Annotated in this window: 28 protein-coding genes and 1 tRNA gene; 26 read left to right on the top strand and 3 right to left on the bottom strand. The window is 64.2% G+C overall.

Translation table 11 applies throughout. The features are described 5' to 3' along the window. Positions 1 to 24: 24 nt before the first annotated feature. Positions 25 to 1,770, bottom strand: a complete 1,746-nt coding sequence (locus ACFC0O_RS32905) for a hypothetical protein (RefSeq protein ID WP_375964838.1) — start codon at positions 1,768 to 1,770, stop codon at positions 25 to 27. A 246-nt stretch (positions 1,771 to 2,016) separates the two neighbouring features. On the opposite strand from ACFC0O_RS32905, the gene ACFC0O_RS32910 reads away from it, so the two are divergent. Next, entirely contained in the window at positions 2,017 to 2,313 is a 297-nt protein-coding gene (locus ACFC0O_RS32910) for a putative quinol monooxygenase (protein WP_375964840.1), read from the top strand. Between the two features lie 300 nt (positions 2,314 to 2,613). Here the strand turns inward: ACFC0O_RS32910 and ACFC0O_RS32915 are convergent. Continuing rightward, positions 2,614 to 2,726, bottom strand: a tRNA-Ala gene (locus ACFC0O_RS32915). 192 nt (positions 2,727 to 2,918) lie between these two features. Here ACFC0O_RS32915 and ACFC0O_RS32920 point away from each other — a divergent pair. The 21 genes from ACFC0O_RS32920 to ACFC0O_RS33020 all read left to right on the top strand — a co-directional run bounded on the left by ACFC0O_RS32920 (position 2,919) and on the right by ACFC0O_RS33020 (position 17,566). Then, complete coding sequence (locus ACFC0O_RS32920; RefSeq protein WP_375964843.1) at positions 2,919 to 3,167, top strand: hypothetical protein; 249 nt, start codon at positions 2,919 to 2,921, stop codon at positions 3,165 to 3,167. Further along, a complete protein-coding gene (locus tag ACFC0O_RS32925; RefSeq protein WP_375964845.1) occupies positions 3,164 to 3,622 on the top strand; it encodes a hypothetical protein in 459 nt (152 codons plus the stop codon). Before ACFC0O_RS32920 ends, ACFC0O_RS32925 begins: the two co-directional genes overlap by 4 nt. After that, entirely contained in the window at positions 3,619 to 3,780 is a 162-nt protein-coding gene (locus ACFC0O_RS32930; protein ID WP_375964847.1) for a hypothetical protein, read from the top strand. The genes ACFC0O_RS32925 and ACFC0O_RS32930 overlap by 4 nt, the downstream gene beginning before the upstream one ends. Positions 3,781 to 4,401: 621 nt before the next feature. Further along, on the top strand, positions 4,402 to 5,088 hold the full coding sequence (locus ACFC0O_RS32935) for a hypothetical protein (RefSeq protein ID WP_375964850.1): 687 nt from the start codon (positions 4,402 to 4,404) through the stop codon (positions 5,086 to 5,088). A gap of 3 nt (positions 5,089 to 5,091) precedes the next feature. Further along, positions 5,092 to 5,940 carry a hypothetical protein gene (locus ACFC0O_RS32940; protein ID WP_375964853.1) on the top strand — a complete coding sequence of 283 codons (849 nt, stop codon included), beginning with the start codon at positions 5,092 to 5,094 and terminating at the stop codon, positions 5,938 to 5,940. Beyond that, complete coding sequence (locus ACFC0O_RS32945; protein WP_375964856.1) at positions 5,937 to 6,332, top strand: hypothetical protein; 396 nt, start codon at positions 5,937 to 5,939, stop codon at positions 6,330 to 6,332. Before ACFC0O_RS32940 ends, ACFC0O_RS32945 begins: the two co-directional genes overlap by 4 nt. Beyond that, a complete protein-coding gene (locus ACFC0O_RS32950) occupies positions 6,329 to 6,733 on the top strand; it encodes a hypothetical protein (RefSeq protein ID WP_375964858.1) in 405 nt (134 codons plus the stop codon). Before ACFC0O_RS32945 ends, ACFC0O_RS32950 begins: the two co-directional genes overlap by 4 nt. A 140-nt stretch (positions 6,734 to 6,873) precedes the next feature. Then, complete coding sequence (locus tag ACFC0O_RS32955; RefSeq protein ID WP_375964861.1) at positions 6,874 to 7,665, top strand: helix-turn-helix domain-containing protein; 792 nt, start codon at positions 6,874 to 6,876, stop codon at positions 7,663 to 7,665. Continuing rightward, positions 7,662 to 8,051, top strand: a complete 390-nt coding sequence (locus ACFC0O_RS32960; protein ID WP_375964864.1) for a hypothetical protein — start codon at positions 7,662 to 7,664, stop codon at positions 8,049 to 8,051. Before ACFC0O_RS32955 ends, ACFC0O_RS32960 begins: the two co-directional genes overlap by 4 nt. Next, positions 8,048 to 9,115 (top strand): hypothetical protein, encoded by a 1,068-nt coding sequence (locus tag ACFC0O_RS32965; RefSeq protein WP_375964866.1) that lies wholly within the window; start codon positions 8,048 to 8,050, stop codon positions 9,113 to 9,115. The genes ACFC0O_RS32960 and ACFC0O_RS32965 overlap by 4 nt, the downstream gene beginning before the upstream one ends. Before the next feature lie 8 nt (positions 9,116 to 9,123). Further along, positions 9,124 to 11,151 (top strand): hypothetical protein, encoded by a 2,028-nt coding sequence (locus tag ACFC0O_RS32970; RefSeq protein WP_375964869.1) that lies wholly within the window; start codon positions 9,124 to 9,126, stop codon positions 11,149 to 11,151. Positions 11,152 to 11,194: 43 nt separating this feature from the next. After that, positions 11,195 to 11,701 (top strand): hypothetical protein, encoded by a 507-nt coding sequence (locus ACFC0O_RS32975; protein WP_375964872.1) that lies wholly within the window; start codon positions 11,195 to 11,197, stop codon positions 11,699 to 11,701. Between the two features lie 231 nt (positions 11,702 to 11,932). Then, positions 11,933 to 13,441 carry a hypothetical protein gene (locus ACFC0O_RS32980; protein WP_375964875.1) on the top strand — a complete coding sequence of 503 codons (1,509 nt, stop codon included), beginning with the start codon at positions 11,933 to 11,935 and terminating at the stop codon, positions 13,439 to 13,441. Between the two features lie 2 nt (positions 13,442 to 13,443). Beyond that, on the top strand, positions 13,444 to 13,833 hold the full coding sequence (locus ACFC0O_RS32985; RefSeq protein ID WP_375964877.1) for a hypothetical protein: 390 nt from the start codon (positions 13,444 to 13,446) through the stop codon (positions 13,831 to 13,833). A 4-nt stretch (positions 13,834 to 13,837) separates the two neighbouring features. Continuing rightward, positions 13,838 to 14,227: a hypothetical protein gene (locus ACFC0O_RS32990; RefSeq protein ID WP_375964879.1), complete on the top strand. Its 390-nt coding sequence runs from the start codon at positions 13,838 to 13,840 to the stop codon at positions 14,225 to 14,227. Between the two features lie 3 nt (positions 14,228 to 14,230). Next, the gene (locus ACFC0O_RS32995) at positions 14,231 to 14,599 is read left to right on the top strand and encodes a hypothetical protein (protein ID WP_375964882.1); all 369 of its coding nucleotides are present in this window, start codon (positions 14,231 to 14,233) and stop codon (positions 14,597 to 14,599) included. Between the two features lie 5 nt (positions 14,600 to 14,604). Further along, entirely contained in the window at positions 14,605 to 14,973 is a 369-nt protein-coding gene (locus tag ACFC0O_RS33000) for a hypothetical protein (RefSeq protein WP_375964884.1), read from the top strand. 362 nt (positions 14,974 to 15,335) lie between these two features. Continuing rightward, the gene (locus ACFC0O_RS33005) at positions 15,336 to 15,983 is read left to right on the top strand and encodes a hypothetical protein (protein ID WP_375964886.1); all 648 of its coding nucleotides are present in this window, start codon (positions 15,336 to 15,338) and stop codon (positions 15,981 to 15,983) included. 46 nt (positions 15,984 to 16,029) lie between these two features. Further along, a complete protein-coding gene (locus tag ACFC0O_RS33010) occupies positions 16,030 to 16,446 on the top strand; it encodes a hypothetical protein (RefSeq protein WP_375964889.1) in 417 nt (138 codons plus the stop codon). Beyond that, positions 16,443 to 16,613 carry a hypothetical protein gene (locus tag ACFC0O_RS33015; RefSeq protein ID WP_375964892.1) on the top strand — a complete coding sequence of 57 codons (171 nt, stop codon included), beginning with the start codon at positions 16,443 to 16,445 and terminating at the stop codon, positions 16,611 to 16,613. Before ACFC0O_RS33010 ends, ACFC0O_RS33015 begins: the two co-directional genes overlap by 4 nt. Beyond that, the gene (locus ACFC0O_RS33020) at positions 16,610 to 17,566 is read left to right on the top strand and encodes a helix-turn-helix domain-containing protein (protein WP_375964895.1); all 957 of its coding nucleotides are present in this window, start codon (positions 16,610 to 16,612) and stop codon (positions 17,564 to 17,566) included. The genes ACFC0O_RS33015 and ACFC0O_RS33020 overlap by 4 nt, the downstream gene beginning before the upstream one ends. An 81-nt stretch (positions 17,567 to 17,647) precedes the next feature. On the opposite strand, the gene ACFC0O_RS33025 is transcribed toward ACFC0O_RS33020, so the two are convergent. Then, the gene (locus ACFC0O_RS33025; RefSeq protein ID WP_375964898.1) at positions 17,648 to 18,481 is read right to left on the bottom strand and encodes a hypothetical protein; all 834 of its coding nucleotides are present in this window, start codon (positions 18,479 to 18,481) and stop codon (positions 17,648 to 17,650) included. 1,298 nt (positions 18,482 to 19,779) lie between these two features. On the opposite strand from ACFC0O_RS33025, the gene ACFC0O_RS33030 reads away from it, so the two are divergent. The 4 genes from ACFC0O_RS33030 (at position 19,780) to ACFC0O_RS33045 (ending at position 23,835) form a co-directional block, all read left to right on the top strand. Further along, a complete protein-coding gene (locus tag ACFC0O_RS33030) occupies positions 19,780 to 20,460 on the top strand; it encodes a hypothetical protein (RefSeq protein WP_375964901.1) in 681 nt (226 codons plus the stop codon). A gap of 190 nt (positions 20,461 to 20,650) precedes the next feature. Continuing rightward, positions 20,651 to 22,306, top strand: coding sequence for a DNA cytosine methyltransferase (locus tag ACFC0O_RS33035; RefSeq protein ID WP_375964904.1), 1,656 nt, complete (start codon positions 20,651 to 20,653; stop codon positions 22,304 to 22,306). A 318-nt stretch (positions 22,307 to 22,624) separates the two neighbouring features. Further along, complete coding sequence (locus ACFC0O_RS33040; protein ID WP_375964907.1) at positions 22,625 to 23,239, top strand: hypothetical protein; 615 nt, start codon at positions 22,625 to 22,627, stop codon at positions 23,237 to 23,239. An 89-nt stretch (positions 23,240 to 23,328) separates the two neighbouring features. Next, a complete protein-coding gene (locus ACFC0O_RS33045) occupies positions 23,329 to 23,835 on the top strand; it encodes a hypothetical protein (RefSeq protein WP_375964910.1) in 507 nt (168 codons plus the stop codon). The last annotated feature ends 161 nt before the right edge of the window (positions 23,836 to 23,996 follow it).

Consider the following 23,996-nt stretch of genomic DNA (forward strand, 5'->3'; position numbering starts at 1 on the left):
CGGTGTCCCCGGTGCGCAGTGGACTCAGCGACCGGCCGTTTTCGTCGACCACAACGGCTGATCGCCCGCCGAATAGACCACGACGTTGCCGTCGTTCTGCACCACCAGGGTCGAGCCGCCGGGGTTCGTGCCGGTGGCCCAGAGCACTGTGCCCGCCGAGCTGTAGATCACCAGATTGCCATCCTTCTGAAAGATGGCGACCGCGGCGCCTCGGCCGTCGGTCGCGGCAGCCCACAGCGGGACACCGGATTTCAGCAGCACGAGATTTCCGTCAGCTTGGAAGATGAGCGTGAAGCGGCCGTCGCACGAGGTCAGCGACTGGCCCGGGTAGAGACCGTCGCCAAGGCGCATGGTTCCGCACCCGGCCGGCGAGGTAGGGACCACCCGCAGGATCGGCGACTCGGAAACACCGAGTAGGTGCTGTAGCTGCGCGCTCTGGAACTCCGGCTGGAGTGTGCTCGCGGTCGCCGACTGAACCTGGAAGCCGACCGGCGCCGACGGCAAACCGCCGCAGCCGAGACCGGGGGCGCCGACATGTCGCGCGTTGTCCAGGTTGCCGGAAACGGTCCAATTCGTGACGCCGTTGATCGCGTAGCCGTAGCCGATGTTCAAGCCCTGCAACGTATTACCCGTCACGGTGGCGCCGTGGTTGATTCCCGCCGTGCAACTCCAGATCGCGGGACCCATCGCGATCCCGACCTTGATGAAGTCGCTCCTGGCATCGATTACGTTGTCCCGGACGATGGTTCCGGTGTAATTGCCGCCTACCGGGGCGAAGTCCACCATATTGATGCCCCCCAACAGTTGCCGGTCCACCGCGACGATCGTGTTGTGCTGGATCGTCGATCCGGGAGCCCCGAAAATGACGATGGCGCCGTCGGTCGCGTCGGTCACGGTATTGCCCTGAACCAGGCTCGAACCGCAGGCCAGCGAGATCCCATCCGCCCAGCTTCCGTCATCGTGGCCCGATGGCCCAATCTGGTTGTCCACGATGGTCGCTCGTTGACACTGCGGCACGTTATCGGTGACGGCGCCCTCGAAAACATGCAGAGCGGACCAGCTTCGGGGCTCGCGGGCGACAATCTCACGCACCGTCTGGTCCGCACCGGCCCCACCCAACTCGATGAGCGCATCTCCCTGCAAACCGCCCAATGCCGGGCGGTTTCCATCGACCTGCACATTGCGCAGCACAATGCCGCTCTCTCCGACACCATTGACGGCGGACGTCTGGTTTTCACCACTGACAAGCAGCACGGCCCGCGTCTGATCGGTCGGATAGCCCTGCGTCGATACCTCCTGACCGGGCGCGGTGAACACAACCGGCGCCGCGAGAGCGAATACGGCATTGGGACAGAGCACCGCCTTGGCGCCGCTGCCGACCAGCGCGGCATTGATATCCGCCTCCGTACCCGACGCGATACACCCCGACACAGCCGTCGGCCCAACCGCACCGAGGCCTGCCACCGCCCCTGCGCCCACCGCCAAACTGACGAATCCCGCGGCCACCTTCCGCCGCCCCGACCACCTCTGCCATACATTCGCGAGCCCTGATCGATCGCCGGGATCCGAATCACTTGCCGCCCGCAATGTGCGAATGAACGCCATAACCGCCTCCAGAATGGGAATTGTGAAGTGGCGACCGGGATTTCGGTCGATCGGCGACATGACGAACACACCTGGGAACAGGTAGGCATCGACAATGCCCGAATGATTTCGCGGGATGCCATCCGCATCGGAACACCACGTCAGGCGGTGAACAACGCCACCCACCCGACTCCGGTCGCTGCGGCAACCCTATTCAGCCGCGCGTCACATCCGCGTCGATCCGACCAACATGCTTCCGGTGCAAGGGAATCGGTTTCTGTTGCGGAGGTGTCACCGACCTGAGCGTCGTTTTGCGCCGGAACATCCTGGAGACCGGGACGGGCCGTGCCGGTAATCCCACCGAGGGCCGACGATTGGGCTGAATCAGGGCGATGCACTTCGCATCGCGAATCACGAAGGGCTGATCCAACGATGCATACCGCCTTCATCCGTCTCAAGGTCGCCGCCGACGTCGCCGACCGCGCCGCCGCGGCCATGCCCGCCCTGGCCGCCGCCACCAAAACCGAACCCGGCTGCCACACCTACGAGTTCTACCGCGACCTCGACGACCCCACCCTGTTCCACTGCTTCGAACACTGGACCACCCGCCAAGCCCTCGACGACCACGGCACCACCCCCCACGTCACCGCATTCCTCACCGAATTCGGCCCCGCCATCGAACTCTGGGAATCGAATCACGCCACCGCGGTACCGGCCGAAACCAACTGAGCCCAAACTACTTTCGTCAGTATCGGGCCGCCGACCTCGAGCCGGCGGTCTAGCCCTCGCGGTGGTTGGCGCTGGCGCTGGTGAGGGCGGAACTGCCGGCATTGAGCAGCGGACTCAGTGGACGAGCGTGCATGTGGTCTCCTCGGCGAGCTCGGCTATGTGGAATACACCTATTTCGCTAACCTCGGGGACGCGTGGGGAGACCCGCGAATTGGGGTGGGGCAGAGTCCAAGTCGCCGTGATAGCCGAAACGACGAAAGCCCGTGATCTCCGAGGAGATCACGGGCTTTCGACCGGTTGTGGAGCTAAGGGGAATCGAACCCCTGACCTTCTCGATGCGAACGAGGATCTAGGGCGGTTTGACCGTTTTGGACGGTAGTTGAATTCGTTGGCCGTCCGCCGTGACCTGCTCCTTTGGGTATTGGTCGCGTTGTCGGTTGTTGGGTGTGTTCGATAACGCTGCGGACGAGCTGCGGACGGCTGGGACTGTTATGCGCCCCCGTTGCGTTCTTTCGGCCCCATTTGCGCACTGATCTTAGGCACTGCCTTCGAGTTTTCCTGAGTACCAACAGTTTTCACTCGTTGGTTCCTAAGGAGTCGAGGCAATGCCCCGTTCGAAGAGTTTCCTGGAATACCTGATTGAGACAGTGCCTGAAGACGCGGCGCTGGTGACCGTCGGCAAGGCATCGGCCTTCTACCGACGATTCGATGACGGCGAGCAGGTTGTGATCGTGCACTTCGGAAACGACGTGCACGTACATGTGCCGTATGCCGATGCCGTCGGTTTGCAAGCTGACCTGAATGAGGCGCTCGCCAAGTTCGCTTCGGGCGACGGCGCGGCGGTGGCGTCATGAGTGACCCCCGCAAGATCGACCGTGCCGATGCGATCCAGCTGTTGTGGCCCCTGGTCGGCCCATATACGGCCGATTCGGTCGTGTCCGCTTCGGCTGCGATTAGCGACCTGTGGCGATTCCTGGCGCACGCCACTCTAGACAGCTCCCCCACGGAGAACGCGCCTTCCGATGTCTACCTGATGGTCAACAACCTGCGGGCTTCCGCGCACAGCGCCGCGCAGGTTCTTGCACAGGTCGAGAGCTGGGCCGTCCGACTCATGGGCCACCAGGGCCTAATGCACGACGGCGATCGCAATGACCATGACCGAGCTGTCAGCGCGGCTTCCGCTGTCGCTGACTGGCTGCTGCGCGCCTGCGGTGACATAGGAACCGTCGCAAGTGATTTGGGCAAAGCCAGTGCGCCGCTCAGCCACCTCTACATCGATCTCGATGACGAGGACGGTGAGCAGGGATGAACCGCCTGACAATGCTTTTGGTCGTCATCGTCGCATCGGTCTTCGCGGTATTAAGTGCGCCGCAGTTCATCTTGAGCGTGCTGATCGGTGCAGCAGCGATCGTTTTCGGGCTGCGCTGGTTTATCCGTTCGGCTTCGCGGCGGGGGTGGCGGCGGTGAATGCTCATGATTTTGCCCGCTATCAGGCGGGGATGTCTGTGCTGTCGGGTCGTGAGTACGACGCGAGGCGTGTGGGCGATCCAGAGATGTATGGGTCGTCTCTGCGCTTGCGGCTGGTATGCGCCGCTGCCGGAGTGATTTTCGGGGCGGGTGTGGTGGCTGGGCTAATGCTCGGTCAGGGCCATTCCGTATCGACCCCGTCACCGAACGTGTGCCGCGCGGACGAGGTTTCGAGGATCGATTGCGTGCACGTGAGCGCCGTCGTACCAACCTTGGCGGGGGTGGCGCGATGAAGTGGATAACACTTCTGGGTTCCAGGGCCGTACTGGAAGCTGAGAACGAGCGGCTGCGCCGAACTCTTGCCGAGCGGGAAGCACGGGTCTTCGAACTGCTTGGTGCTCTGGGAGACGCACTCAATCGCGAGTCGCAGCCCGCGCAAATCGAACCCCACCCGCAATCGACGTCGGGACAGGACCGGTCCAACCAAATCCACGCCGCGAATCATCCGCAGCTCGCATTGCGTCGTGGGAATTCGGCGCGGTCGAACACGGAGCCCACGCTGAAGTCGTTGGAGGCGTTAGCGGCAGCGGTTCCGGTCGGGCGTGATCGGAGGCGATCACGATGAGCGTTGATGTCACTGCTGAAGTGCCGCAGCCAGATTCGGCACTGACCGCCGAGGCAGCGCGCGAGCTGACCGACCAGATCCAGCAGCATGTTTCGGATGCCTGGACGCTGATCGAGCGAGCGTATCTCTCTCGTGCGTGGGTCGCACTCGACTACGCGTCGTGGGATGAGTACTGCGCCAAGGAGTTCGACCGGGCACGGATCGGCATCCCGCGGGAGGAACGCTCGGAAGTTGTTGCCTCGCTGCGGGTGATCGGAATGAGCACCCGGGCCATCGCCGCTGCTACCGGGCTGAGCAAGGGAACCGTCCAGAACACCCTGGCTGAAGGTGGACAAAATTGTCCACCTGACTCAGTAGTCGGTTTAGACGGCAAGCAGTACCAGCCCAAACCCGCAGAGCATGAGCCGCTTCCATCGGTCGACCTGATCGACACCCCGGATCCTTCCATCGATGCGGCGGTGACCCGTCGGCGTCGACCGATCACCGAGGCATTCGATACCGCCCGTTCAGATCTGCTCAAGAAGGCCGATGCGCTGGCGCGGCTGGCTGCCGACGACCGGTTCGACCAGCACGCCGACCAACTCGCTCACCGTTTTTTGAGTGATCTTCTGAGGGCGCAGGCGGCCCTGCAATCGGTCATCGACCGTCTTCCCCATCTTTCCGAGCATCCCGAGGAGGGATGAGCGATGCATCTTGTCGACCCTGACCAGCCCGGAACTTCGGTGGTCTCACAGATCATGGACGTGGATTCCGCGATCGCACGAGGCTGGCTCGAACGTAACCCCAACAACCGCCCGATCCGCCAGTCGCGGGTGCAGCAGTACTACGACGACATGATCTCCGGCCGTTGGCAATTCAACGGAGAGGCGATCAAGTTCGGGCCCGACGGCGAACTCCTGGACGGTCAGCATCGGTTGCAGGCGATCGCCCGCACCACGGGCATGAGTTTCCCGATGCTGATCGTGCGCGGGTTGTCCGCGACCACCCAGGTCACCATGGACCAGGGCGCGCGACGCACCCCAAGTGATCAGCTGACGATTTCTGGGATCACCAGTCACAACATGACGTTGGTTGCCGCCGCGCTACGGGTCTACATGATGTGGATGGAGGGCAACCTCTTCGGCGAAGCCGCGCGGGGCACGAGCGCATCCACGACCAAAGTGGTCGAATTCGCCACTGCCTACCCGGAATTGGTGGCGATCGCCGACCAGTACACCAATGTCGCGCGCCGCCTGAAAGCCCGTCCCGCGGTTGCGTGCGCGGTCGCAATCCGGCTCGCCGAGATCGACCCGAGCGCGGCCGCGGAGTTCGTGCGCCTGTGGGATACCGGTGCCGGACTCGCGGCGGACTCGCCGATCCTGGCGTTGCGTGAGCGCCTGGATTCGATCCGTACCAGCCGTGTCCGCACCAGCGATCGTGACCAGATCGGGTTGATCGTGTTCGCCTGGAATCTGTGGCGGCGCGGCAAGCGAGTGTCGAAGTTGCAGCGCCCCAAGGGTGGGTTCGCCGTCGAGAACTTCCCGGAGCCCAAATGAGCACCGGGAGAAGGGAACCCGAGAATCTGGAGGCGCTGCGTGCCGAGCGCGATCGTCTCAGCACTGTGAACGATGTCCTGTCCGACATGGTGAATGCCGCATGCGATGCGACCGCGCGCAAGGGTTACCGCGACGACGACGCAGAGCAAGCCAAACAGGCCCACTGGAAAGAGTTCAAAGGGCCCGTTCTGGCCGAGTACTTCGCCGCCAGGGACGCCTATCACGAGGCGAAATGGGGCAGTGAATCCGCTGCCAAGACTCGCGAAGTTATCGATCAGGGATTCGCCCACGACCCTGCGATGCAGGAACTGATCGCCAAGGCTCGCGCTGATCTGGCGATCCGGCACGCGGCGGCCAAGCCTGTCGAGCGTGATCGGCGGCGATCGCTATGAGTGCCCGATTCCTGGATCCCGAAGGCACTCGCTACGGGATACCGACCTTCCCCTGGCGGATGGCACCCAAGCATCTGCGCACCGAACGCCAACTGGCGGAACAGCGTCAACGCCCCGGAGCCGAGGCACAAGCGCAGGTGCTGGGTACCAGCCGACGGTTCGGGCAGCTCCAGGCGTACCTGTACGACGAAGCGAATGCGGTGCCCAAGCAGGAGCGCAGCGAGGCTCAGCTGGAGTCGCTGCGGATCGCCCGTTGGGTGCGCTCCGCCGATGCGTGCGAGCGCCGCGGCATCGATGCCACGGACATGCGGGAGCTGATCGACAAGGCCCGCGCTGATCTGGCCGCCCGCCGCCGTGCCGCGCGCCCGTCGACCGAACGTGATCGGAGGCGATCGCGGTGAGCTGCGCATGCGGAACGGACCAGGCTGCAAGCCGGGGGATGTGCTCGACCCACTACTCCGCGCACCGACGACGCCAGATCGCCTACGGGCGTTGGAATCCCAGGGTTCCGGCGGACGCGGTACGCGCGCACGTGGAGGCGATGAGCGCGGCCGGAGTGAACGCGAATCAGCTGGCCAAACTGTCCGGCGTCAGCCAGGCTGCCCTGTCCCAGATCATGGCCGCGGGCCCGGACAAGAAGGTCGCGGCGTGGGTGGAGGCAGCCGTGCTGACGGTGCCGGTGCCAGAACGCGCGGCCGAGGTCACCACCGACACCGCGCTGGTGCCGATACTCGGAGCACGCCGGCGCTTTCAAGCTCTAGTGGCCTCGGGGTATCCAGCGGCGCAGCTTGCGCGGGAGCTGGGCACCGCGCGCGGCAACCGCACCATCCGCTCGTTGATGGGCCAGCGTGCCGACAGCGACGGCCGGGTCACACAGGAGATCGCGGCTGAGCGTGAGCGGGCGGTCAAAGCCCTGTTCGACCGGTTGCAACTGGTACCGGGCCCGTCAGCGCAGGCACGGGCGCTGGGGGAGCGTCGCGGGTGGCCGCTGCCGATCGAGTGGGACGAACACGCGATCGACGACCCCAACGCCCGCCCGATGCGGGCGCGCTGGACTCCAGCATCGGCGCGGGAAGAACGGCGCGAGCAAGTGGTCGAGCTGACCGCGCGTGGGCTGACCAACGACCAGATTGCCCAACGGCTCGGGATCAATACCCGGCTGGTGGATCGCGACCGCGCCTACGTCCGCACCCACGATGCGGGGAAGCCGGGGACCGCCGAATCGGGCACGACCGAGATCACCGCGATGGCCGCGGTGGCGGTACAGGCCCGAACCGATCTCGCGAACCGCCGCGCGGTGCGTCATTCGCGGCAGATCGCGAGGTCACGATGAGCCGCCGCAAGCCGCCGGGCACGGTCTATCTCCTGCATTTCGATCGCCCCTACCGGCACGCCCGCCACTACACCGGCTGGACGTCCGATCTGGACAACCGATTGGCCGAACACCGTGCCGGACGCGGTGCGCGGCTGTTGGAAGTGCTGCGCGACAACGGAATCAGCTGGCAGCTGGCCCGCACCTGGGAGGGCACCCGTGCTCGGGAACGCCAGCTCAAACGCGAGGGCGGGGCGTCGCGGCGTTGCCCCAAATGCGGGGTGCGGCCCCGCGAGATCCGCGACGCCGCCCAGCTGGCCGTACAAGCCCGCCGCGATCTCGCTACTCGCCGAACCCCCACGGCCCCAACAACATCTGTCGACCAGGACAGGAGGCGTAGCCGATGACCGCCGTCAACACCGACCGTTACACCGCCCTGGAACGTCGCCACCGCACCCAGATCATCGGCGGGCTCCGTGACGCGGGACTGACCTACACCCAGATCCGCGCGTTGCTCGGGATCTCGCTACGGCAGGTCGAAACCGTGCTCGGTGAAGCAGAAACATTGCGAGAGCAAGGGTTCCGCACCAAGGAGATTGCCGCCGAACTCGGCGTGCCAGCTGGGTCACTGGGCCGGGTACTGCCGCAGCGGCGACGCGGCACGGTGACTGCCCGTCAAGATCAGGTGCTGTCGGCGATCGTGCACATGCGCGGAATGCAGGTCGATGTGCTCGCCGACTACCTCAACGTGCTGGAGTCCTCCGCATACGCGCTGCTGCGAGAACTGATCGCGAAGGGTCTGCTCTGTGAGCTGAAGAAGGTCCAGCGTGGCCGGGCGTGGGCCTATGCACCGCCGAAGGTCGAATACCGGTACCTGGGGTGGCGCACCAAGGACTGGTCCCCGCCACTGATGTTCGCCGAGCACTACCGCGCCGTTGCCCAAGCCCGGATCATGCTCGTCGGCAACGACCCGCACGCGTTCATCTCCGAACGAACCCTGCGTCAGGAGGCCACCCGCGTCGCGCGCGTCGCCGCCGAGAAACGCCGCGCCACACCGGTGTTGGAGTTCTCCAGCGGGCTGGAGCCGATGGCGGGCCGCCCCCACGTCCACGACGGCCGGTTCCTCGGAGTGGTGCGCGGCACCTACGGCTGGTGGGCCCTGGAGGTCGAACTCAGCCTCAAAGACACCACCCACATGGACACCGCCCTGCAGGGCGCGATCCGCGCCGCCCGCGACGCCAGCGCCTACCGCATGGTCGGCCTGCTGTACCTGTGCCGCACCAAAGCGGTCAAAGACAACGTCGAAAACGCCTCCCAGCGGCTTCCCGCCGAGCTGAAGGCGCTGCCGCTGGATCTGCAAATCCAAGACATCGACAAGCAGTGGACGGCTTTCCACCAGCGTCGCAACACCATCCGTGAAACCGAGCGCGAGGCAAAACGTCAGCGCCGCACCATCTTCGAACACTCCTAGGAGCCATCATGAACGGCAGCGACTGCGTCCCGCTGATCACCCCCATCGACTGCGGCCCCGCCACAGCGATCCCGCCGACGACCGACCCCCCGCCCGCACCGAGCACGTTCCCGCCGCTCCCTGCCGAAGCCCCGCCCGGCACCCCGTCGGTCGTGCGAGACGTGACCGATCCTGTGGTCCACCACAGCCAGGGCATCGGATACGTCGGCGATGTCGCCGAGACCGCGCTGGTCTGCGGGGCAGTGCTGACCGCGATGCTCGTGCTGATCGTGGCTGTCGCCGCGACCAAGCCCCTGGAGCCGCACCGGCTGCGCAACTTTGCCGCTGCTGCGTGGGTGCTGCCACTGGCGTCGGCCGCCGCGGGCGGGTCCTGGTCGACGCCCCTGAGCCTGCTGTGGGAGGGGGCCGAGCAGCTAGCGGCAGGGCATCTCGGCGGACTGTCGATGATGCTGGTTCTCGGGCTCCCCGCGACCATGCTGGCCGCGTCGCTGTGGTGGGCACACTTCCTGATCAAGACCGACACGGTCGGTGTCAAATCGCTGCGGACCACCAAACGTATCCAGGACTCGCTGACCGAGCGTCGCCGCCGCGCCGCCACCCGCGCCGCACAGCGGGGAGCCCCGCTGCACCACGGACGCGACATCGTGCTCGGCACCCTGTCCGACAAGGTCAGCTACAAGGCCCCGGGGCTGTGGCGGACCTGGAACAAGCGCTACCAGCCATGGTTTGCGATCGCGCACAAGCACTCCCGTATGCAGCAGGTGCTGCTGGGCATGACCGGCAGCGGCAAAACCGAACTGATCAAACGGTATTCGATCGCCCTGTTCGACTACGAATGGCGTGCCTGGCAACGCTGGGCCGGAGTACCGGCCATGGCAGGCAAGCATCTACGGCCACTGCTGGCCATCTTGTCGTGCAAGGGCGGAGAGGACGACATCGCCTTCGGCAAGGAGATGCGCGCCGCGGTCCAGGCACAAGGCATCGACCCCGAACGCATCGCCGTGGTCGCACCCGGGATGGATCGCCTCGATATCTGGACCAACACCCCCGCCCGCGACCTGCGTGCCATCGTCGCCGCCCTGATCGACACAGGCGACGCCGCCACCGCCGAAGGTCAGCACTTCGAGGAAATGCGCACCCGCATCGCCTATCTCGTGGTCGACGCCCCGATCGGGCCCCCACGCTCCAGCACCGAGTTCCTGGAACGGCTGGACGGGGACAAACTCAAGGAGATCTGGAACCACGCCCCCGATGTCGTGCGGCAGGTTGAGGCATTGCAGGCGGAGAAGGTCCCGCAGATCGACGACGCACTGATCAAGTGCACCAACCTGATCGAACAGCTCAAAGACCACAACGGGAACGTGATCTTCGACGGCGGCCGCGACATCAACGACCTCGACTTCCTGTTCGTCACCGTCCCCGCCCTGGACAAAGACGCCGCCCGCGCCCAGATCTCGGCCGTCCTGCGGCTGCTGATGCAACGGGCCGGACGCACCGTGAAAGCCCTGCGGCGCAGCGTGATCCTGTTCCTCGACGAACTCTCCGCACTGACCACAAAGAAGGGATCGATCCCGATCGAAGACGTCGCCGAACGAGGCCGCTCCCAAGGAGTCGCAGGCGTGTTCTGCGGCCAGGCCCCCGAATCCATCGCCGCCGACCAATGGGCACTGAACCGATTCCTGAAAACCTGCGCCGGCGGAGTCCTGCTCGGCTACATGGAAAACGCTGGAGAACTCTGCAAACACTTCGGCTCGATCCCCGTCATGCTGCCCACCCGGCACCTGATCAAAGGCCAGCGCCACGGCGACGAAGGCCAGGTCTCCGTGGGCGAGAAATGGCTCGCCGACCCCGACCGAATCCGCCAGTTCGACACCGGCGACTTCGTGTTCGTCAAAGGCGGATACGCCTACTACGGCCACATTGTGCCCCTGGACCGCAACGAACTCACCGTCCTGCCGGGCACCCATGCCGACCCCGAAGCCGCTGTCAGCTCGCCCGCCGCAGGCGGTACGGGTCCAGCCCCTGCCGCCGCATAACCCCCAACTGACAGCGCGCGAAACTGATTGGAGCACAACGATTATGCGCGTCTTCCGTGACCACGATGACGACCACGAACACGATGACGACCACGGCGATGAACAGCCCGGAACGGGAATCAATCCCGACGAGATCTTCGTACAGGCCGAGTTGCTGGCCGATGAGATCGCCGACTTCCTCACCGAAACCGTCGACGAAGCTGACCAACCACGACCAGCCGGGCCGACCACACAGCCAGTCCCGGTGACCACGACGCCGCAGCAGTCCACGACTGCCGCACCGGTCGAACCCCGCCCCGCACCGACCGCGAATCCCTATACCCGCGGCCAGATCTGGCGTGCGAGCGCGGCCGGTTCCTTCGTTGTGGTCGGTCTCGCCGCGATAGCGGCATGGGGACAGCCCGCCGAAGTCGGCGCGCCCGCGATTCTCTACGGCTTGGGGTGGCTGGCCTACCTGAACTGGAACGCCGCTCGCCGTCCGTCCCCATCGCTCGCGCTCGCCGCATTCACCGAGCGCCGCGCTGTCCGTGTCCACCGCAACAACCACTGACTCACCTGGTCGATTGCCCGCCCAATCTGAACCGCCACTGACCCGCCGCCGAATGGCCGGACCCGATATGCGCCCCTGGCGCGGTTCTTGGGCCCCATTTGCGCACTGATCTAGCGCGGTGTCCCCGAGTTTTCCTTATTACCAACAGCTTTCGCTTCGCCGCGCAGCACCCTCCGATCAAACGCACCCGATAGTCCAAAACCCCTATTCCCGAAAGGAATTCATCACCTCATGTCCGAAATCGACGAGATCGCCCAAGAAACCGGCAAAACCTTCCGTGACGTCCTCAACGTCGCCGGGCAATGGCTGCGGACCCTCCGCGGTGCCGACGGCCGCGCGCCCAAACTGACCCGCAAGCAGCGCCGCGAGCTGGCGGAGACGATCGCTGCTCAGGTCGGTGCCGAGCGGGTCCACGCCGCCTACTACACCAAACGCGTCGCCGACTATCGCGACGAGCACGCGGTTGCTCGGTACCGCCGCGAGAACGACCCGTTCTACACCGACCGCGACGCCGCCGCCGACACCGAACGCCTGGACGCGATGCGGCTGCGGATCGAGGAAGGTCTGGGCTCGTCGGCTCTGGGGATCGAGCGGCGCGGGCAGGTCGTGATGGCCCTGGACCGGGCCGCCCGCCAGCCCTACAGGATGAACCCCACCTTCGACGCTGTCTTCACCCCGATGAATCAGCGTGAACAGCGCGACGCCCGCGCCGCCGCGGTCGAGTCCGAACAGTGGGTCACTGGCCGCGTGCAGGAACTGAACCGCGACGTCGCGTCGATGACCGTGCAGCAGCCCACCGCATCGACTCCGACCCCGCAACAGGATCAGCCGAATACCAGTGCGGCGCAGCCGCAATCGCACCTTCGGCAAGACGCCGCCATCGATCGCGACGTCGCCCAAGCCAACGCGGTGCAGGACATTCGGCACGTGCAGTACACGTGGCTGCGTGATCAGGCCAATGGCCGCAGCCCCGACCCCTACGGTGAGGTCGCGCGCCGCCAAGCGGCCGAGCGAGCCAAGCACGCGGGGATGACCACCGAGGAGATCCGGCGGGAATTCGCCAACGCCGAGACCAATTCCCGCTGCCAGGTGACCTTGACCGCCAGCTCTCCCGACGGAACCCAGCAGGGGATGCGTGCCTACTTTGCCACCGAAGCCGACGCCGCCGCCTGGACCCGCGACGCGGTGCGGCTCAACACCTGGGCGGCCGGGACGACACTCGCTGTGCGGGCCCGCGAGGCCGGACGCCGCAACCCGTTCTATGTCGCCGAGGGCAACCAGGTCGAGATCGATGGCAGCGTCGACGGCTGGAACCGCGAGGTGAACCCCGAACAGGCCCAACCTCCCGACCAGGAGAGAACCAACGAAAAGCCCACCCCGGCAACCAGTTCCGAGAATCTGGAACGCCGGGTGCTGATGCTCCAGCGCGGGCTGGACGCGGTCACCAGCGACCGTGACAACCACAAGAAGGAACTCGACTCGGTGCGCGCCGAGCTGGAGACGTTGAAGAACACCCAGCTCACCACCAACAAGGACATGCGCGATCTGCGATCGGAACTTGAGGTTGCCCGCGCAGAGCGCGACCGCTACCGCGGCGAACGCGACGAGGCTGTCACCAAAATCCGCAGTGAGCGCGCCGACCGGGACAGGTCTACCAACGGTGGCTATGACCGCAGGGAAGTGCCCTTAGGTGGCGAAGGCTGGGTCAAGCCGAAGCCTTCGATCCAGAGGGAGCGGTGATCATGCACAGCGAACACGAAGAAGCCATGCGCGCGGACTTCCACGACTGCATAACCCTGAGCTGGAAAGCGGTGCGACCGGACACCACCAGCACTGAGAGCGATGAAATCTATAGGGCTGTAGGCGAATACGATGACCGCTGGTCCCACGGACCGTACGGGCGCGAATGGGATTTCCTGTGCGCCGTCTACAAGGACTGGCGAGACCTGCCTCAGGACATGGGCAAATTCGCCGACGATGTGCGCGCCAACCCGGACAAGTACACCGAATTCGGAATCAGCGCGGTGCAGCGCCGCAGCATCGACCAGGCCGAGAACATCGTTCGCGAGGAACGCTCCCTGCTCCGCGCCCAATCCCGTACCGAGCAGCTGCCGATTCGACGGGAGCGGTGAACCCATGGAACCCGAACACGAGGAAGCCATGCGGGCCGACTTCGCCGCTCGCACCCGCGAGTACTGGAAACCGTTGCACCGCAATACAGCCCTCGACCAACTGGCTGAAATCGACAGTCGCGTAGCTGAATACGACCGTCGATGGCAATCGGGCCCTTACTCGGAGGAGTGGGAATTTTTGCGAGCGGCCTACGCCGATCGCAGGGACTACCCCGAAGCGATGCAGCATGCCCGCACATCGATCGAGGCGAGCCCCGATGTCTTCAACGAGTACGGGATCACCGAGCTGAGTCAGCGAAGCCTCATTCAGGCCAGAGAACTCGATGATGAGCGGATCGCGATGACCGCGAAACGCTTGTCCCAGCGCTCGAACTCGATCCAGAGAGAGCGATGAGTCATGGAATCCGAACACGAAGAAGCCATGCGCGGCGACTTCCGCGAACGCACCGCTTTGCAGCAGTCCGGCTATCGGCCTGGAGTGACCGAGGAACAGATCGATCAGATCTACGACAAGGTCGGCCAGATTGACGACCGGTGGAAGGCCGGACCGCACGGTGATCAATGGCAGTTTCTCACCGATGCCTACTCCGACTGGAACGACCGCCCCGACACCATGGCCCGATTCGTAGACAACGTCGAACACAACCTGACACAGGGTTGGGACGGCGGCCTGGACGAGGTGCAGCGCCGCAGCCTCTACCAGGCTCGCGAGCTGACCGAGCCGCAGCGGCCCCGCCGGCGCGGACCGATCCAGCGGGAGCGGTGATCACCATGGAATTCGAGCACGAAGAAGCCATGCGCGAGGCGTTCCGAGAGCAGGCATCGCTACATGCACGCGTCTATCAGACCGGAGTGACTTTAGACGAGATCGGGGAGTGCTTCAGCAAGGCCCGTGAGATCCATGGTCAGTGGAGTTCCGGCCCCCATGCCGACCAATGGGGCTACCTCATGAGCGCTTACGAGGCCGTTCGACGGGGGTCCAGCACCACGGATCGGTTCTTGGACAACATCGAGGTCTGCGGTGCCCACGGTTGTGACAGCGGCTTGGACGACGTGCAACACCGCAGCCTGCGCCAAGCCAAGGAACTGGCGCAACCGCGCCGGATCCGCGCTCGTGGTCATATCCAGCGGGAGCGCTGATCAGTATGGATCACGATCCGGCTCGGGGGCGTTCGTGGCAGCTGATCACCGCTGCCCTAACCGCCTCAATGGGTCCGGGCCGGGACCGGGCACGGTGGACATTGTTCCTGTGCCCGGTCCACGAGGCCGACGGACAGCACCACAACCCGTCACTCGGAGTCCGCTACGACCCGCAGCAAAGCAAAACCATCGTCCGGTGCTTCGCCCACTGCGACGACAAGGACGTCCTCGACAAGATCGGACTCCGAGTCCGAGACATGTGGGACCGACTACCCGAACGCAACCCCAACCAGCCACACCACCGCGGGCAACGCCGACCTCCATCCCAGGCCCAGCAAGCACAACAGGCACGGGTGTCGTTGGTGGACAAGGCCATCGACTACGCCCGACTGCCGATCCCGTCCAAACCCGATCTCGGAGAAGCGATCGGGCCCACCGAGAACGTGTGCGCCTACCTCTACCGCCGCGCCGACGGCCACGAGGAAGGTGTGGTCGTTCGCAAGAAGACCCCACACGAGCACGGCGAGAAGAAATCCTTCAACCAAGCCCGATGGACCGGAACCAGCTGGGAACCCACCGGATTCGCACCGATCCCGTACCGACTTCCCGAGGTCGTCGACGGTGTGCAGTCCGGCCGCGAGATCTACGTGGTCGAGGGTGAGAAGGACGTCCAGCGAGCCATGGACGCCGGGCAGATCGCCACTTGCAATGCCATGGGTGCGGGCAATTGGACTGAGCAGCACGCGAAATGGCTACACGGAGCCGGGCGGGTGATCGTGGTCGCCGACCGGGACCGGCCCGGCTATCTGCACGCCTCCAAAGTCGCCGAAACCCTGCACGGCCACGTCGGCGAAGTACGCGTGCTCCAAGCCGCCGTCGGCAAGGACTTGTACGACCACCTCGACGCCGGACACGGCCTCGACCAGCTGGAAATGGTGCCCTACCTCGACCGCCACTACCGGCAACCACGGCCGGGCCCGCAGCAGCGGCAGGTCACCCGCAGCCGCTGACACGAAATCCACATCTGTCCCTGATTGACCACAAAGGAGAAAACCCATGACCAGCACGAACTTCGGACAGCGCTTCACCCGTGCCGCCGCGAAGATCCCGTCGGCGTTCGGCAAGAACAGCGCCCCCGGCACCACGGTGTACGGACGGATCACCAACATGGGCGAGCAGCCCAAACTCAAGTACGGCGGCGCCCCGGGCGAGGTCGACACCGACGAGCACGGCAACACCGTCATGCAGATGTTCGTCACCCTGGAGACTCCGAACGGACCCAGGAACCTGTACCCGACCAGCCGCATGGAGCAGGCCATCGGGCGCGCGATGGATGCCGCCGGCGCAACCGATTTCGACCGGGGCGCGACGCTGTCGGTCACCTACACCGGGCCGGACCCCGACAACGACAAGGCACGCCTCTACAACGCGGTCTACACCCCGGAAGTTCGCGCGAATGGTGGTGGCCGATGACCGGCAACGACGCCGGTTCGATCGTGGGGCGCACCAATGCCGTTGCGCCCCACGGCGACAACGTCGCATCACCGGCAACCACCCAGCTCGAATGCGACACCACCGCCAATGCGCTGCCCCGCAGCAGCACGCGGCCCAAGCGAGCATCAGTGAGGAGACGACCGTGACCGCCGACAGCGACACCCGCGACACCGCGCCTCGACAGCGCCGCGACAGCCACCTCGAATGCGACATCGACGCGACAGACCGAGGCGGGAAGGTCGTCGCATGGGCCGGATTCATCTTCGGATCAGTGCTGTCGATCGTGATGAACTGGCTACACACTTGGTTGCCCGCCGCAACGAAACCACACGGCTGGTCACCGGGAGTGTGGCCCCAAATCGGCTCCGCCGTCTGGCCGGTCACGCTATTGCTGGCCGTCGAAGCGCTTTCACGCGTTCGGTGGAGAGCTGGCCTGGCATGGGCGCTGGCGCGCTACGGCGGTGTCGGCACCGTCGCCGCGGGCTCTGCGGTCATCTCCTACGGGCACGTCCACGACGTCCTGCAAAGTTGGGACTATGGCCAAATCGGCTCCGCCGTCGGCCCTCTGGTACTCGACGGATTAATGGTCGCCTGCGGTTTCGCCCTGCTGTCCGAATCCAGTTCTCCGAGAACTAATGCCCGTAGCGATGCCGCAGCCAAGACTCCGATTGTGATCGAGGTCGACGCGCACCGAGCTCCGGAGCGCCCCGCATCCTCGGACGAACCGTCGACCGATGCGCCCGGAGCGGCAATCTCACACCCCATGCCCGAAGCGTTTGCCGAGGGTGAACCGGTTCCTGAACCGCCTGCGCGACAGCCAGATGCGACGATGCGACGGGCACACGCGAAGCGCTCGATACCGAGCGACAGCCTTGCGGCGGCCCGCGACAACGACGATCCACTCACACGCGACGAGCGCATCCTCAGGCTGCACGCCGCGGGGCGTGTCACGCGCGAGATCGCCGAGGAAATCGGTGTCCACCACTCGACCGTCGCACGGGTCGTCGCACGTCACAGCAGCAGCGACACCACGAGCGACAACCAATCCGGATTACGGCTGATCCCTGCGTCCGCAAACGGTGAGGAAACGGCGTTATGACCGGTATCGAACAGATGCCGCTGAGATTGGTTCCACGGTCGTGGCCTCGATGGCTGGATACAGGCCCTATAGATACGGAATTCATGTAAGAACCGACTCGAAGACAGGATCCGGTTGGGCCTGGATCACGAATACTCCGGAGAAAGCCTCCTCTTCCACCGAGGCGTTCCTGATCCTGGCCAGCCATTCTGAAGGCCACAGGGTTGCCGCGTTCCAGCGCACTCCCGCGAGGAACACCTCACCGAGTTCGATGTCCCGCACGTCTGCGTCCTGAAAATCGTTCGCTATTCTGGTTAAATTCGCGCGCGCAGTCGCTAGATCGTTTGCGAGAGCGTCTCCGAATCCTTGGCCCTGCGCGAATAGGTCCGTAAGACCTGAAGCCTCATCAAGTATGTGGACGAGTGCGTCCGCGCGCGGGTCGTTCGCAGCAATGTCCTCTGCGGCACCAACTGCATTTGCTAGGACATCGCCAATGGCGTTCGCGCGAATTATTGAATCATGGAGGCCGAGAGCCTGATTGGTGGCGAAGGCGCGATCGAGACGACTTGCGACGCCCTCAACGATCTCAAGTTGCTCGATCAGCTTGACGACGAGAACTCTCAGGTGAAGGCGCGTCGATACATCCCAAGCTGACAGGGGAGAGGTCGCATCCGTGATCGGTGAAGTCTTCGAACTCGGTGGGTCGTCGCGGCGTTCCATGACAGGCTCTACTGGTTGGTCGTCAAGCGGATGATCAACCCCAGTGTTAGGGACGATACGATCACGCTCGGGCAGCCGCACTCCGAGAAGCCCGGCAAGTACACGGTGTGCCACAGAGTATCCGGCGATAGCCGGCGGCCGGTCATCCGCGACTCGGTAGGGTTCCACTCCCAAGACTTCTTCAAAGACACGCTGCGGCAATGAGTTAACTTTCATGTGTTGCCTCCGCCGTTTCGGCCTTCTGCGGCCCCGGCTCGTCGGTCGAGCTTTGGAGGTTAGGTACCGCAGCTCCCAGTTGCGAGGGTTCGCCCTCGGCGGCACGCCCTTTGATCGCAGCAGCGACCTGCGGAATAGTTCCAAGTTGTGCCAGGATCGAGGGAGCCGCGAAGCCGAGTGCCACTGCCACGTATGCCCCACTGATCTGTCCGCTTGCGCCGAACAGAGTCGCAGCTCCAGCGCCGAGCATCGTGCGGATTACAGCCATCCATAGGTGCACCGGCAAGTCGATGTAGGTCTTCAGTGTTGGTGGACGGTCCCGTACCCGTCCAGTCTGGGTTCGCCGGGCCGTCTGCCAGACAGTGAGCCACTTGAAGACTGCGAGGACTTCGACCAACGCCCCACCTCCAGAGCCGAGTAGCGCAAACTGCCACCAGTGCATGGTCGGCCTCTCATCAGTGCTCGCTCCCTGTCTGACTCATCATCTCGTGATACCGCAGTTGGCGCAGCCAGGCAGTGGACTTCAGTGAATGCGCTCTCTCGACCCGACACCCGAACCGCGAGGACCGAAGGCGCATCCCGTATCCGGGCGACCGCGCGATCGGAAGCTCGATGTAGTCGCCAGGTCGCTCTGGTCTCGCGGAGAGCCTGTCGGCGATCCGGTTCGGAGCAGAGATAGCCTGCGGCCTGTTGTTGTCGTGTTGCCCAGCCGCGCAGCGATTTTCGATTCGGAACGAATGCGGAATGAATGCACACTGGATGCACAATGAATGCACACAAGTTATGCGATGAAAGTGCGATACGAAATCGCTGTGAGCTGGGTGTTTGGTGGTGGCCCGCCTCCTGCTCGACCCCCACTATCTCCCGCTTCGCTGAAGATAGTGGGGGTCGAGCAGGAGACAAACCACCACCAAACAGTTGGGAGCGAAGGGAATCAGAGAAGAAAAGTGAAGGGGAAGACCACAAGAGAAGGACCACAAAGGAAGACCACAACAGGGGGACCACAAAGAGGGCTGGGTACGGACGTTGCGTTGGCAGAGCTGGGCACGTGGGCCTGAACCACAACAGGACGGGTTGCGTACAGAAGTCGCGTTGAGTACCGGCTGCCGAAGAGGGACCACAACGAGAGGATCGGTCGGGCGCGAATGATGCATAAGCGCCAACAGAATTGATGCATAGCGAACAATCAATTGACGGCTATGCGTCAGTAACAATCCGGAATGACCTGGGCAAATCTGTTGAAGCGCAACATAATTCGGTAGAATTGGTGCATAGAAATCAATTCTCGGAGGTGTGGCATGAATGCCATCTCTGGCCCCTTGGTCGCAGCGATCGAAACCGTGTGGGCGGATCTGCGTACCCGCCATTCCGATATTCCCAACGTCGTGGTGACCATGGCGTCCGGCTCGCTGGGCAGGCGTGGCGTACTGAAGCTCGGGCACTTCGGCCCCGACCGATGGAAGGTCGGCCAGCAGGTACTGCCCGAGCTGTTCGTAGGCGGGGAGGGCCTGGCAATGGGCGCGCGCGACGTCCTCGGAACGCTGCTGCACGAAGCCGCTCACGGCGCGGCCTGCACCCGTGGCATTGGCGACACCAGCCGCGCCGGTGCCTACCACAACGGAAAGTTCCGCGATATCGCCCGCGAGTTCGGGCTCACCGTCGAGCGCACACCCGAGCGCGGCTGGACCGCGACCACTGTCCCGGACTCCACCGCCACGATCTATCAGCGGCAAATCCGGCTGCTGGACACCGCGATCATCGCCTATCGCCGCTCCGAACACGAACCTGCCGACGGCGGCGAAGATGGGGCCGACGGCGAGGACGGCGACAAGTCCGGACGCGCTCCGCGCAACGGGCGTGCGCTCGTATGCACCTGCACACCGGCACGACGCGTCCGCGCGGCCCAGAAAACCATCGACGCGGGCCCGATCCTGTGCGGCGTCTGCCGCGAACCGTTCGCCATCACCCAGGACGATTGATGCTTAAGCGTCAACACGATTGACGCATACGCATCAACAACCATCGCGCAGCGAGGGGAGTGAGGAGGTATCGAATTTCCCTGGTCGCCAATGACATTCACTCAAAACAGGTAGAATACTAAATGGAAACGGTTCGGGGCTTGGACACTCCGACCGCTTCCTTCCCCACGAGAGTTGAAGGGACACAATGATGTTGGATCTGATGGATTGGTTCTGCGGTGCGGGTGGGTCGAGTCAGGGCGCGCATGCGGTGCCCGGGGTGCGGGTATCGCGCGCGGCGAACCATTGGGCGCGCGCGATCGAAACTCACGCGGCGAACTTCCCTGAAACCGATCACCATCTAGGCGATATCCGGGAAGCGCCGGTGGAGAACTGGCCTGCGGCGGATCTGTTCTGGGCGAGTCCGGAGTGTCCGCAGTGGTCCTCCGCGCGTGGCAAGGCCCGCGACTACGACCACACCATGCAGGGCGACCTGTTCGACACCCCGCGCGATGAGGAAGCTGACCGTAGCCGCGCTCTGATGGAAGAGGTGCCGATGTATCTACGCGGGGTGATCGAGCGCGGCGGAAAGGTCCGCGCCGGGATCGTCGAAAACGTCGTCGAGGTACGAGCCTGGGACCAGTGGACCCGCTGGCTCGGCGAGATCCACGCTCTGGGCTACCGAACCCGGGTGATCGCGCTGAATTCGATGCACGCACAGTCGATTAGGACCCCGGTCGCGCCGCAGAGCCGCGATCGCCTCTACGTCGCCTATTGGGACACTTCACTGGGCCGGACGCCGGAGTGGTCGAAGTGGCTGCGGCCGTTGGCATTCTGCCCAACCTGCGATGAGTGGGTATCGGCCATGCAGGTATTCAAGACACCGGGCGCGGACATGGGCCGCTACCGTCAGCAATACCACTACCGGTGCCCGCACGCGCGCTGCCGCTACACGATCCTGGAACCGCCCGCGCTGCCCGCCGCCGCCGCGATCGACTGGACCCAGCAAGGAACCCGGATCGGGGACCGGGCCCGACCGCTCGCGGACAAGACCATGGAGCGGATCCGAGTCGGGTTGCGCCGCTACGCAACCCGCATGCCGATGATGGTTCCAGCCGGGGGCACCTGGCGCGAGGATGCGACTCCGGTCACTGCCCCGGTACCCGCGCGCACCACACGCGAGAACGACGGGCTGATGATTCCGCAGCCGTTTCTGGCGCTGCTCGCGGACCGCTCCCGCACGATCGGGATGCATGAGCAGCTCGCCACGACCGTCGCCGACGGCTCGAACCACGCGCTGGTCGTGCCACCGTTGATCGTGCCGATGGAGGGCCGCTCCGGCAAGGACGCTCAGCCCGTCACCGTGCCGATACGAACTCAGACCACCCGTGCGGAGACAGCGCTGGCGTTTCTGCCGTTCGTCACCGAACTTCGCGGTGGTGGCAGCGACGCGCGATCGGTGAGCGAGGCCCTGGCCACGGTTACCGCCAGCGGTAACCACCACGGCCTGGTCACCCCGCCCGCTGGTGTCCCGCAACACATGTGGGACTCGTTGCTGATTCCGTACTACGGCACCGGAGCCGCACGACCGGTCGACGCACCCATCGGAACCCTGTCCGCGCGTGACCGGTATGCGCTGGTCGAATCGATCACCGACCGCGAGATCGATGATGTGCGGTTCCGGATGCTTGAACCACACGAGATCGGCGCGGCCATGGCCTTCACCGCCGGATATACCGTGCTGGGCAGCAAGCGGGAACGGGTGCGCCAGTACGGCAACGCGGTCACCCCGCCCGTCGCGGAGATCCTGGTCTCGGCACTCGTGGAAGCGGTCACCGGCGAGGACATCGACCGCTGGAGCGTCTGAGCCCGCGAAAGGGCGGCCGGTAACCCGTGACCCCGAAGAGTCATGGTTGGACATACCGGCCGCCCGAGTGCCCCCACGAGAGGTGGGCACCGCCACTGTAACGCCGCACGTCAATAGTCAGGAGCCCCAGCATGTTCGGCCCCGCGGCGCGCCAGCAAGGGAGTTTGTGCTCGGCGATTACGTACGCGCCATCGCTGACCCGTGACCGGTACGGGCGGTAGATCTCAACGGCGGCCATTATGGAAGGCTCGCGAACTATCCAAGGTCAGGAAAATTGGTGATTCCGAGAACAGAATATCGAGTCTAAAAATATGAAGGATGCATTTTCTAGCAACTTATAAAATGGATCCAGCAATTTGGATTGTGCCGGGGATTATCGATAACGTTTTGACGTCATCGATCAGAATATCGAATCTATTGGGATACCGTAGAAGTGGGCAATCTATCCCGCCCGGTATCGTTCAAATGGGGAAATTAATGAGCACTAGTCTATTACGTCGCGCACTCATTTCTGTCGGTGCGTCCGTGGCTGCGATAGCGGCAGCGGCGACAATTACCGTACCGGCGAATGCCAATGACCTACGTGAGATCGTTTGTAGTGGCTCTGCGTTGATGCCGAGAGGTATCGATGCAGCTCACGTGCAGTACGGCCTCACGGTCGACTGTACTGGTGGTCGACCGGAAATCGTGGCTGCCAATACCGTACTGAAAAAGATCGTTGACGGAAAAGTCAGCGTACATTCATCGAAGCCAAACGAGATTATCGATCTGGATGCCAATAACCATGCCGAGGTGTGGTACACCGCTTCGTGCTCGTTGACAAACCCGCAGCTTGGATTCTTCTACACTGAAGTCACCCTCGGTGCCATTGGCGGGGGAGGCTCGCGGGTTCGACAGATTACTCCAAGCAACTCCCTCCCGATACAGTGTTGATCGGCGACGACTGGCCGACACATTGAAAACTCGGGCAGACTTTGGCGTTGCCCTGTTATCGGGACCATCGGTTTGCGATGCTAACTCCCATGGATGAAAATAGCCGTGGGATGCATCCGGCTATCGCGGTCGTGCTCTCCGTCGTGCCGGAGAACGAGGGGAGCACTCGGGTGGCGAGTTCAGTTGTCCGGGAGGACGACGGTGCGGTAGCGGTGGTCGTTCACACCGAGCAATGGCAGTATGTCGTCGTCGTATTGCGCGAGGGTGACCGATGGCTCAAACCCGGTGTGATCATCGGCGACGTGCTTCCAGATCCAGACCGGCTGGTAACCAACTTTCCCACCATGCCGTTGGCGCAACAGTCGGGCGAGATCCTGCCCAGTGTCGACAATGAGTTTGTGTGGTACGCGATCGTCGGGACCGCGGCATTGGATGCGGTCTCGGCGCGCGTGTTGACCACGCTCGAATCCTGTTATCCGGAGATCGGTGTCGACGGTCGGGTACTGGCGTTGATCCGTGCGCAGCCTGGCGAACGCCCGCTCGTCACTGTCACGACCCGAGACGGCCGCGAAGAAAGCAACTATCAAGAGGATTAGCCTGTCGGGCTGCCACCTGCTGAGGACCACGACGGGACCTGGGCCGTCGGGATGATGTGTCGATAAACCCGGACGTCGCAGTTGTGCTCGACATCGGCTACGGCTGGTTCAGTCAGCGCCCGCCGAATACCTCATGCGAGATGAACACACCACAGCAGCGC

Source organism: Nocardia sp. NPDC056100, from assembly GCF_042266325.1.
Classification (GTDB): domain Bacteria; phylum Actinomycetota; class Actinomycetes; order Mycobacteriales; family Mycobacteriaceae; genus Nocardia.

Bases quoted from the DNA above. Each gene is read 5' to 3' on its own strand.
- ACFC0O_RS32965 (WP_375964866.1), top strand. From the start codon at position 8,048: ATGACCGCCGTCAACACCGACCGTTACACCGCCCTGGAACGTCGCCAC.
- ACFC0O_RS32920 (WP_375964843.1), top strand. From the start codon at position 2,919: ATGCCCCGTTCGAAGAGTTTCCTGGAATACCTGATTGAGACAGTGCCT.
- ACFC0O_RS32940 (WP_375964853.1), top strand. From the start codon at position 5,092: ATGCATCTTGTCGACCCTGACCAGCCCGGAACTTCGGTGGTCTCACAG.
- ACFC0O_RS32985 (WP_375964877.1), top strand. From the start codon at position 13,444: ATGCACAGCGAACACGAAGAAGCCATGCGCGCGGACTTCCACGACTGC.
- ACFC0O_RS32945 (WP_375964856.1), top strand. From the start codon at position 5,937: ATGAGCACCGGGAGAAGGGAACCCGAGAATCTGGAGGCGCTGCGTGCC.
- ACFC0O_RS33030 (WP_375964901.1), top strand. From the start codon at position 19,780: ATGAATGCCATCTCTGGCCCCTTGGTCGCAGCGATCGAAACCGTGTGG.
- ACFC0O_RS32975 (WP_375964872.1), top strand. From the start codon at position 11,195: ATGCGCGTCTTCCGTGACCACGATGACGACCACGAACACGATGACGAC.
- ACFC0O_RS32930 (WP_375964847.1), top strand. From the start codon at position 3,619: ATGAACCGCCTGACAATGCTTTTGGTCGTCATCGTCGCATCGGTCTTC.
- ACFC0O_RS33010 (WP_375964889.1), top strand. From the start codon at position 16,030: ATGACCAGCACGAACTTCGGACAGCGCTTCACCCGTGCCGCCGCGAAG.
- ACFC0O_RS32980 (WP_375964875.1), top strand. From the start codon at position 11,933: ATGTCCGAAATCGACGAGATCGCCCAAGAAACCGGCAAAACCTTCCGT.
- ACFC0O_RS32935 (WP_375964850.1), top strand. From the start codon at position 4,402: ATGAGCGTTGATGTCACTGCTGAAGTGCCGCAGCCAGATTCGGCACTG.
- ACFC0O_RS32960 (WP_375964864.1), top strand. From the start codon at position 7,662: ATGAGCCGCCGCAAGCCGCCGGGCACGGTCTATCTCCTGCATTTCGAT.
- ACFC0O_RS32990 (WP_375964879.1), top strand. From the start codon at position 13,838: ATGGAACCCGAACACGAGGAAGCCATGCGGGCCGACTTCGCCGCTCGC.
- ACFC0O_RS32955 (WP_375964861.1), top strand. From the start codon at position 6,874: ATGAGCGCGGCCGGAGTGAACGCGAATCAGCTGGCCAAACTGTCCGGC.
- ACFC0O_RS32925 (WP_375964845.1), top strand. From the start codon at position 3,164: ATGAGTGACCCCCGCAAGATCGACCGTGCCGATGCGATCCAGCTGTTG.
- ACFC0O_RS33045 (WP_375964910.1), top strand. From the start codon at position 23,329: ATGGATGAAAATAGCCGTGGGATGCATCCGGCTATCGCGGTCGTGCTC.
- ACFC0O_RS32995 (WP_375964882.1), top strand. From the start codon at position 14,231: ATGGAATCCGAACACGAAGAAGCCATGCGCGGCGACTTCCGCGAACGC.
- ACFC0O_RS32950 (WP_375964858.1), top strand. From the start codon at position 6,329: ATGAGTGCCCGATTCCTGGATCCCGAAGGCACTCGCTACGGGATACCG.
- ACFC0O_RS33015 (WP_375964892.1), top strand. From the start codon at position 16,443: ATGACCGGCAACGACGCCGGTTCGATCGTGGGGCGCACCAATGCCGTT.
- ACFC0O_RS33040 (WP_375964907.1), top strand. From the start codon at position 22,625: ATGCATTTTCTAGCAACTTATAAAATGGATCCAGCAATTTGGATTGTG.
- ACFC0O_RS33000 (WP_375964884.1), top strand. From the start codon at position 14,605: ATGGAATTCGAGCACGAAGAAGCCATGCGCGAGGCGTTCCGAGAGCAG.
- ACFC0O_RS32970 (WP_375964869.1), top strand. From the start codon at position 9,124: ATGAACGGCAGCGACTGCGTCCCGCTGATCACCCCCATCGACTGCGGC.
- ACFC0O_RS33025 (WP_375964898.1), bottom strand. From the start codon at position 18,481: ATGAAAGTTAACTCATTGCCGCAGCGTGTCTTTGAAGAAGTCTTGGGA.
- ACFC0O_RS33035 (WP_375964904.1), top strand. From the start codon at position 20,651: ATGTTGGATCTGATGGATTGGTTCTGCGGTGCGGGTGGGTCGAGTCAG.
- ACFC0O_RS32910 (WP_375964840.1), top strand. From the start codon at position 2,017: ATGCATACCGCCTTCATCCGTCTCAAGGTCGCCGCCGACGTCGCCGAC.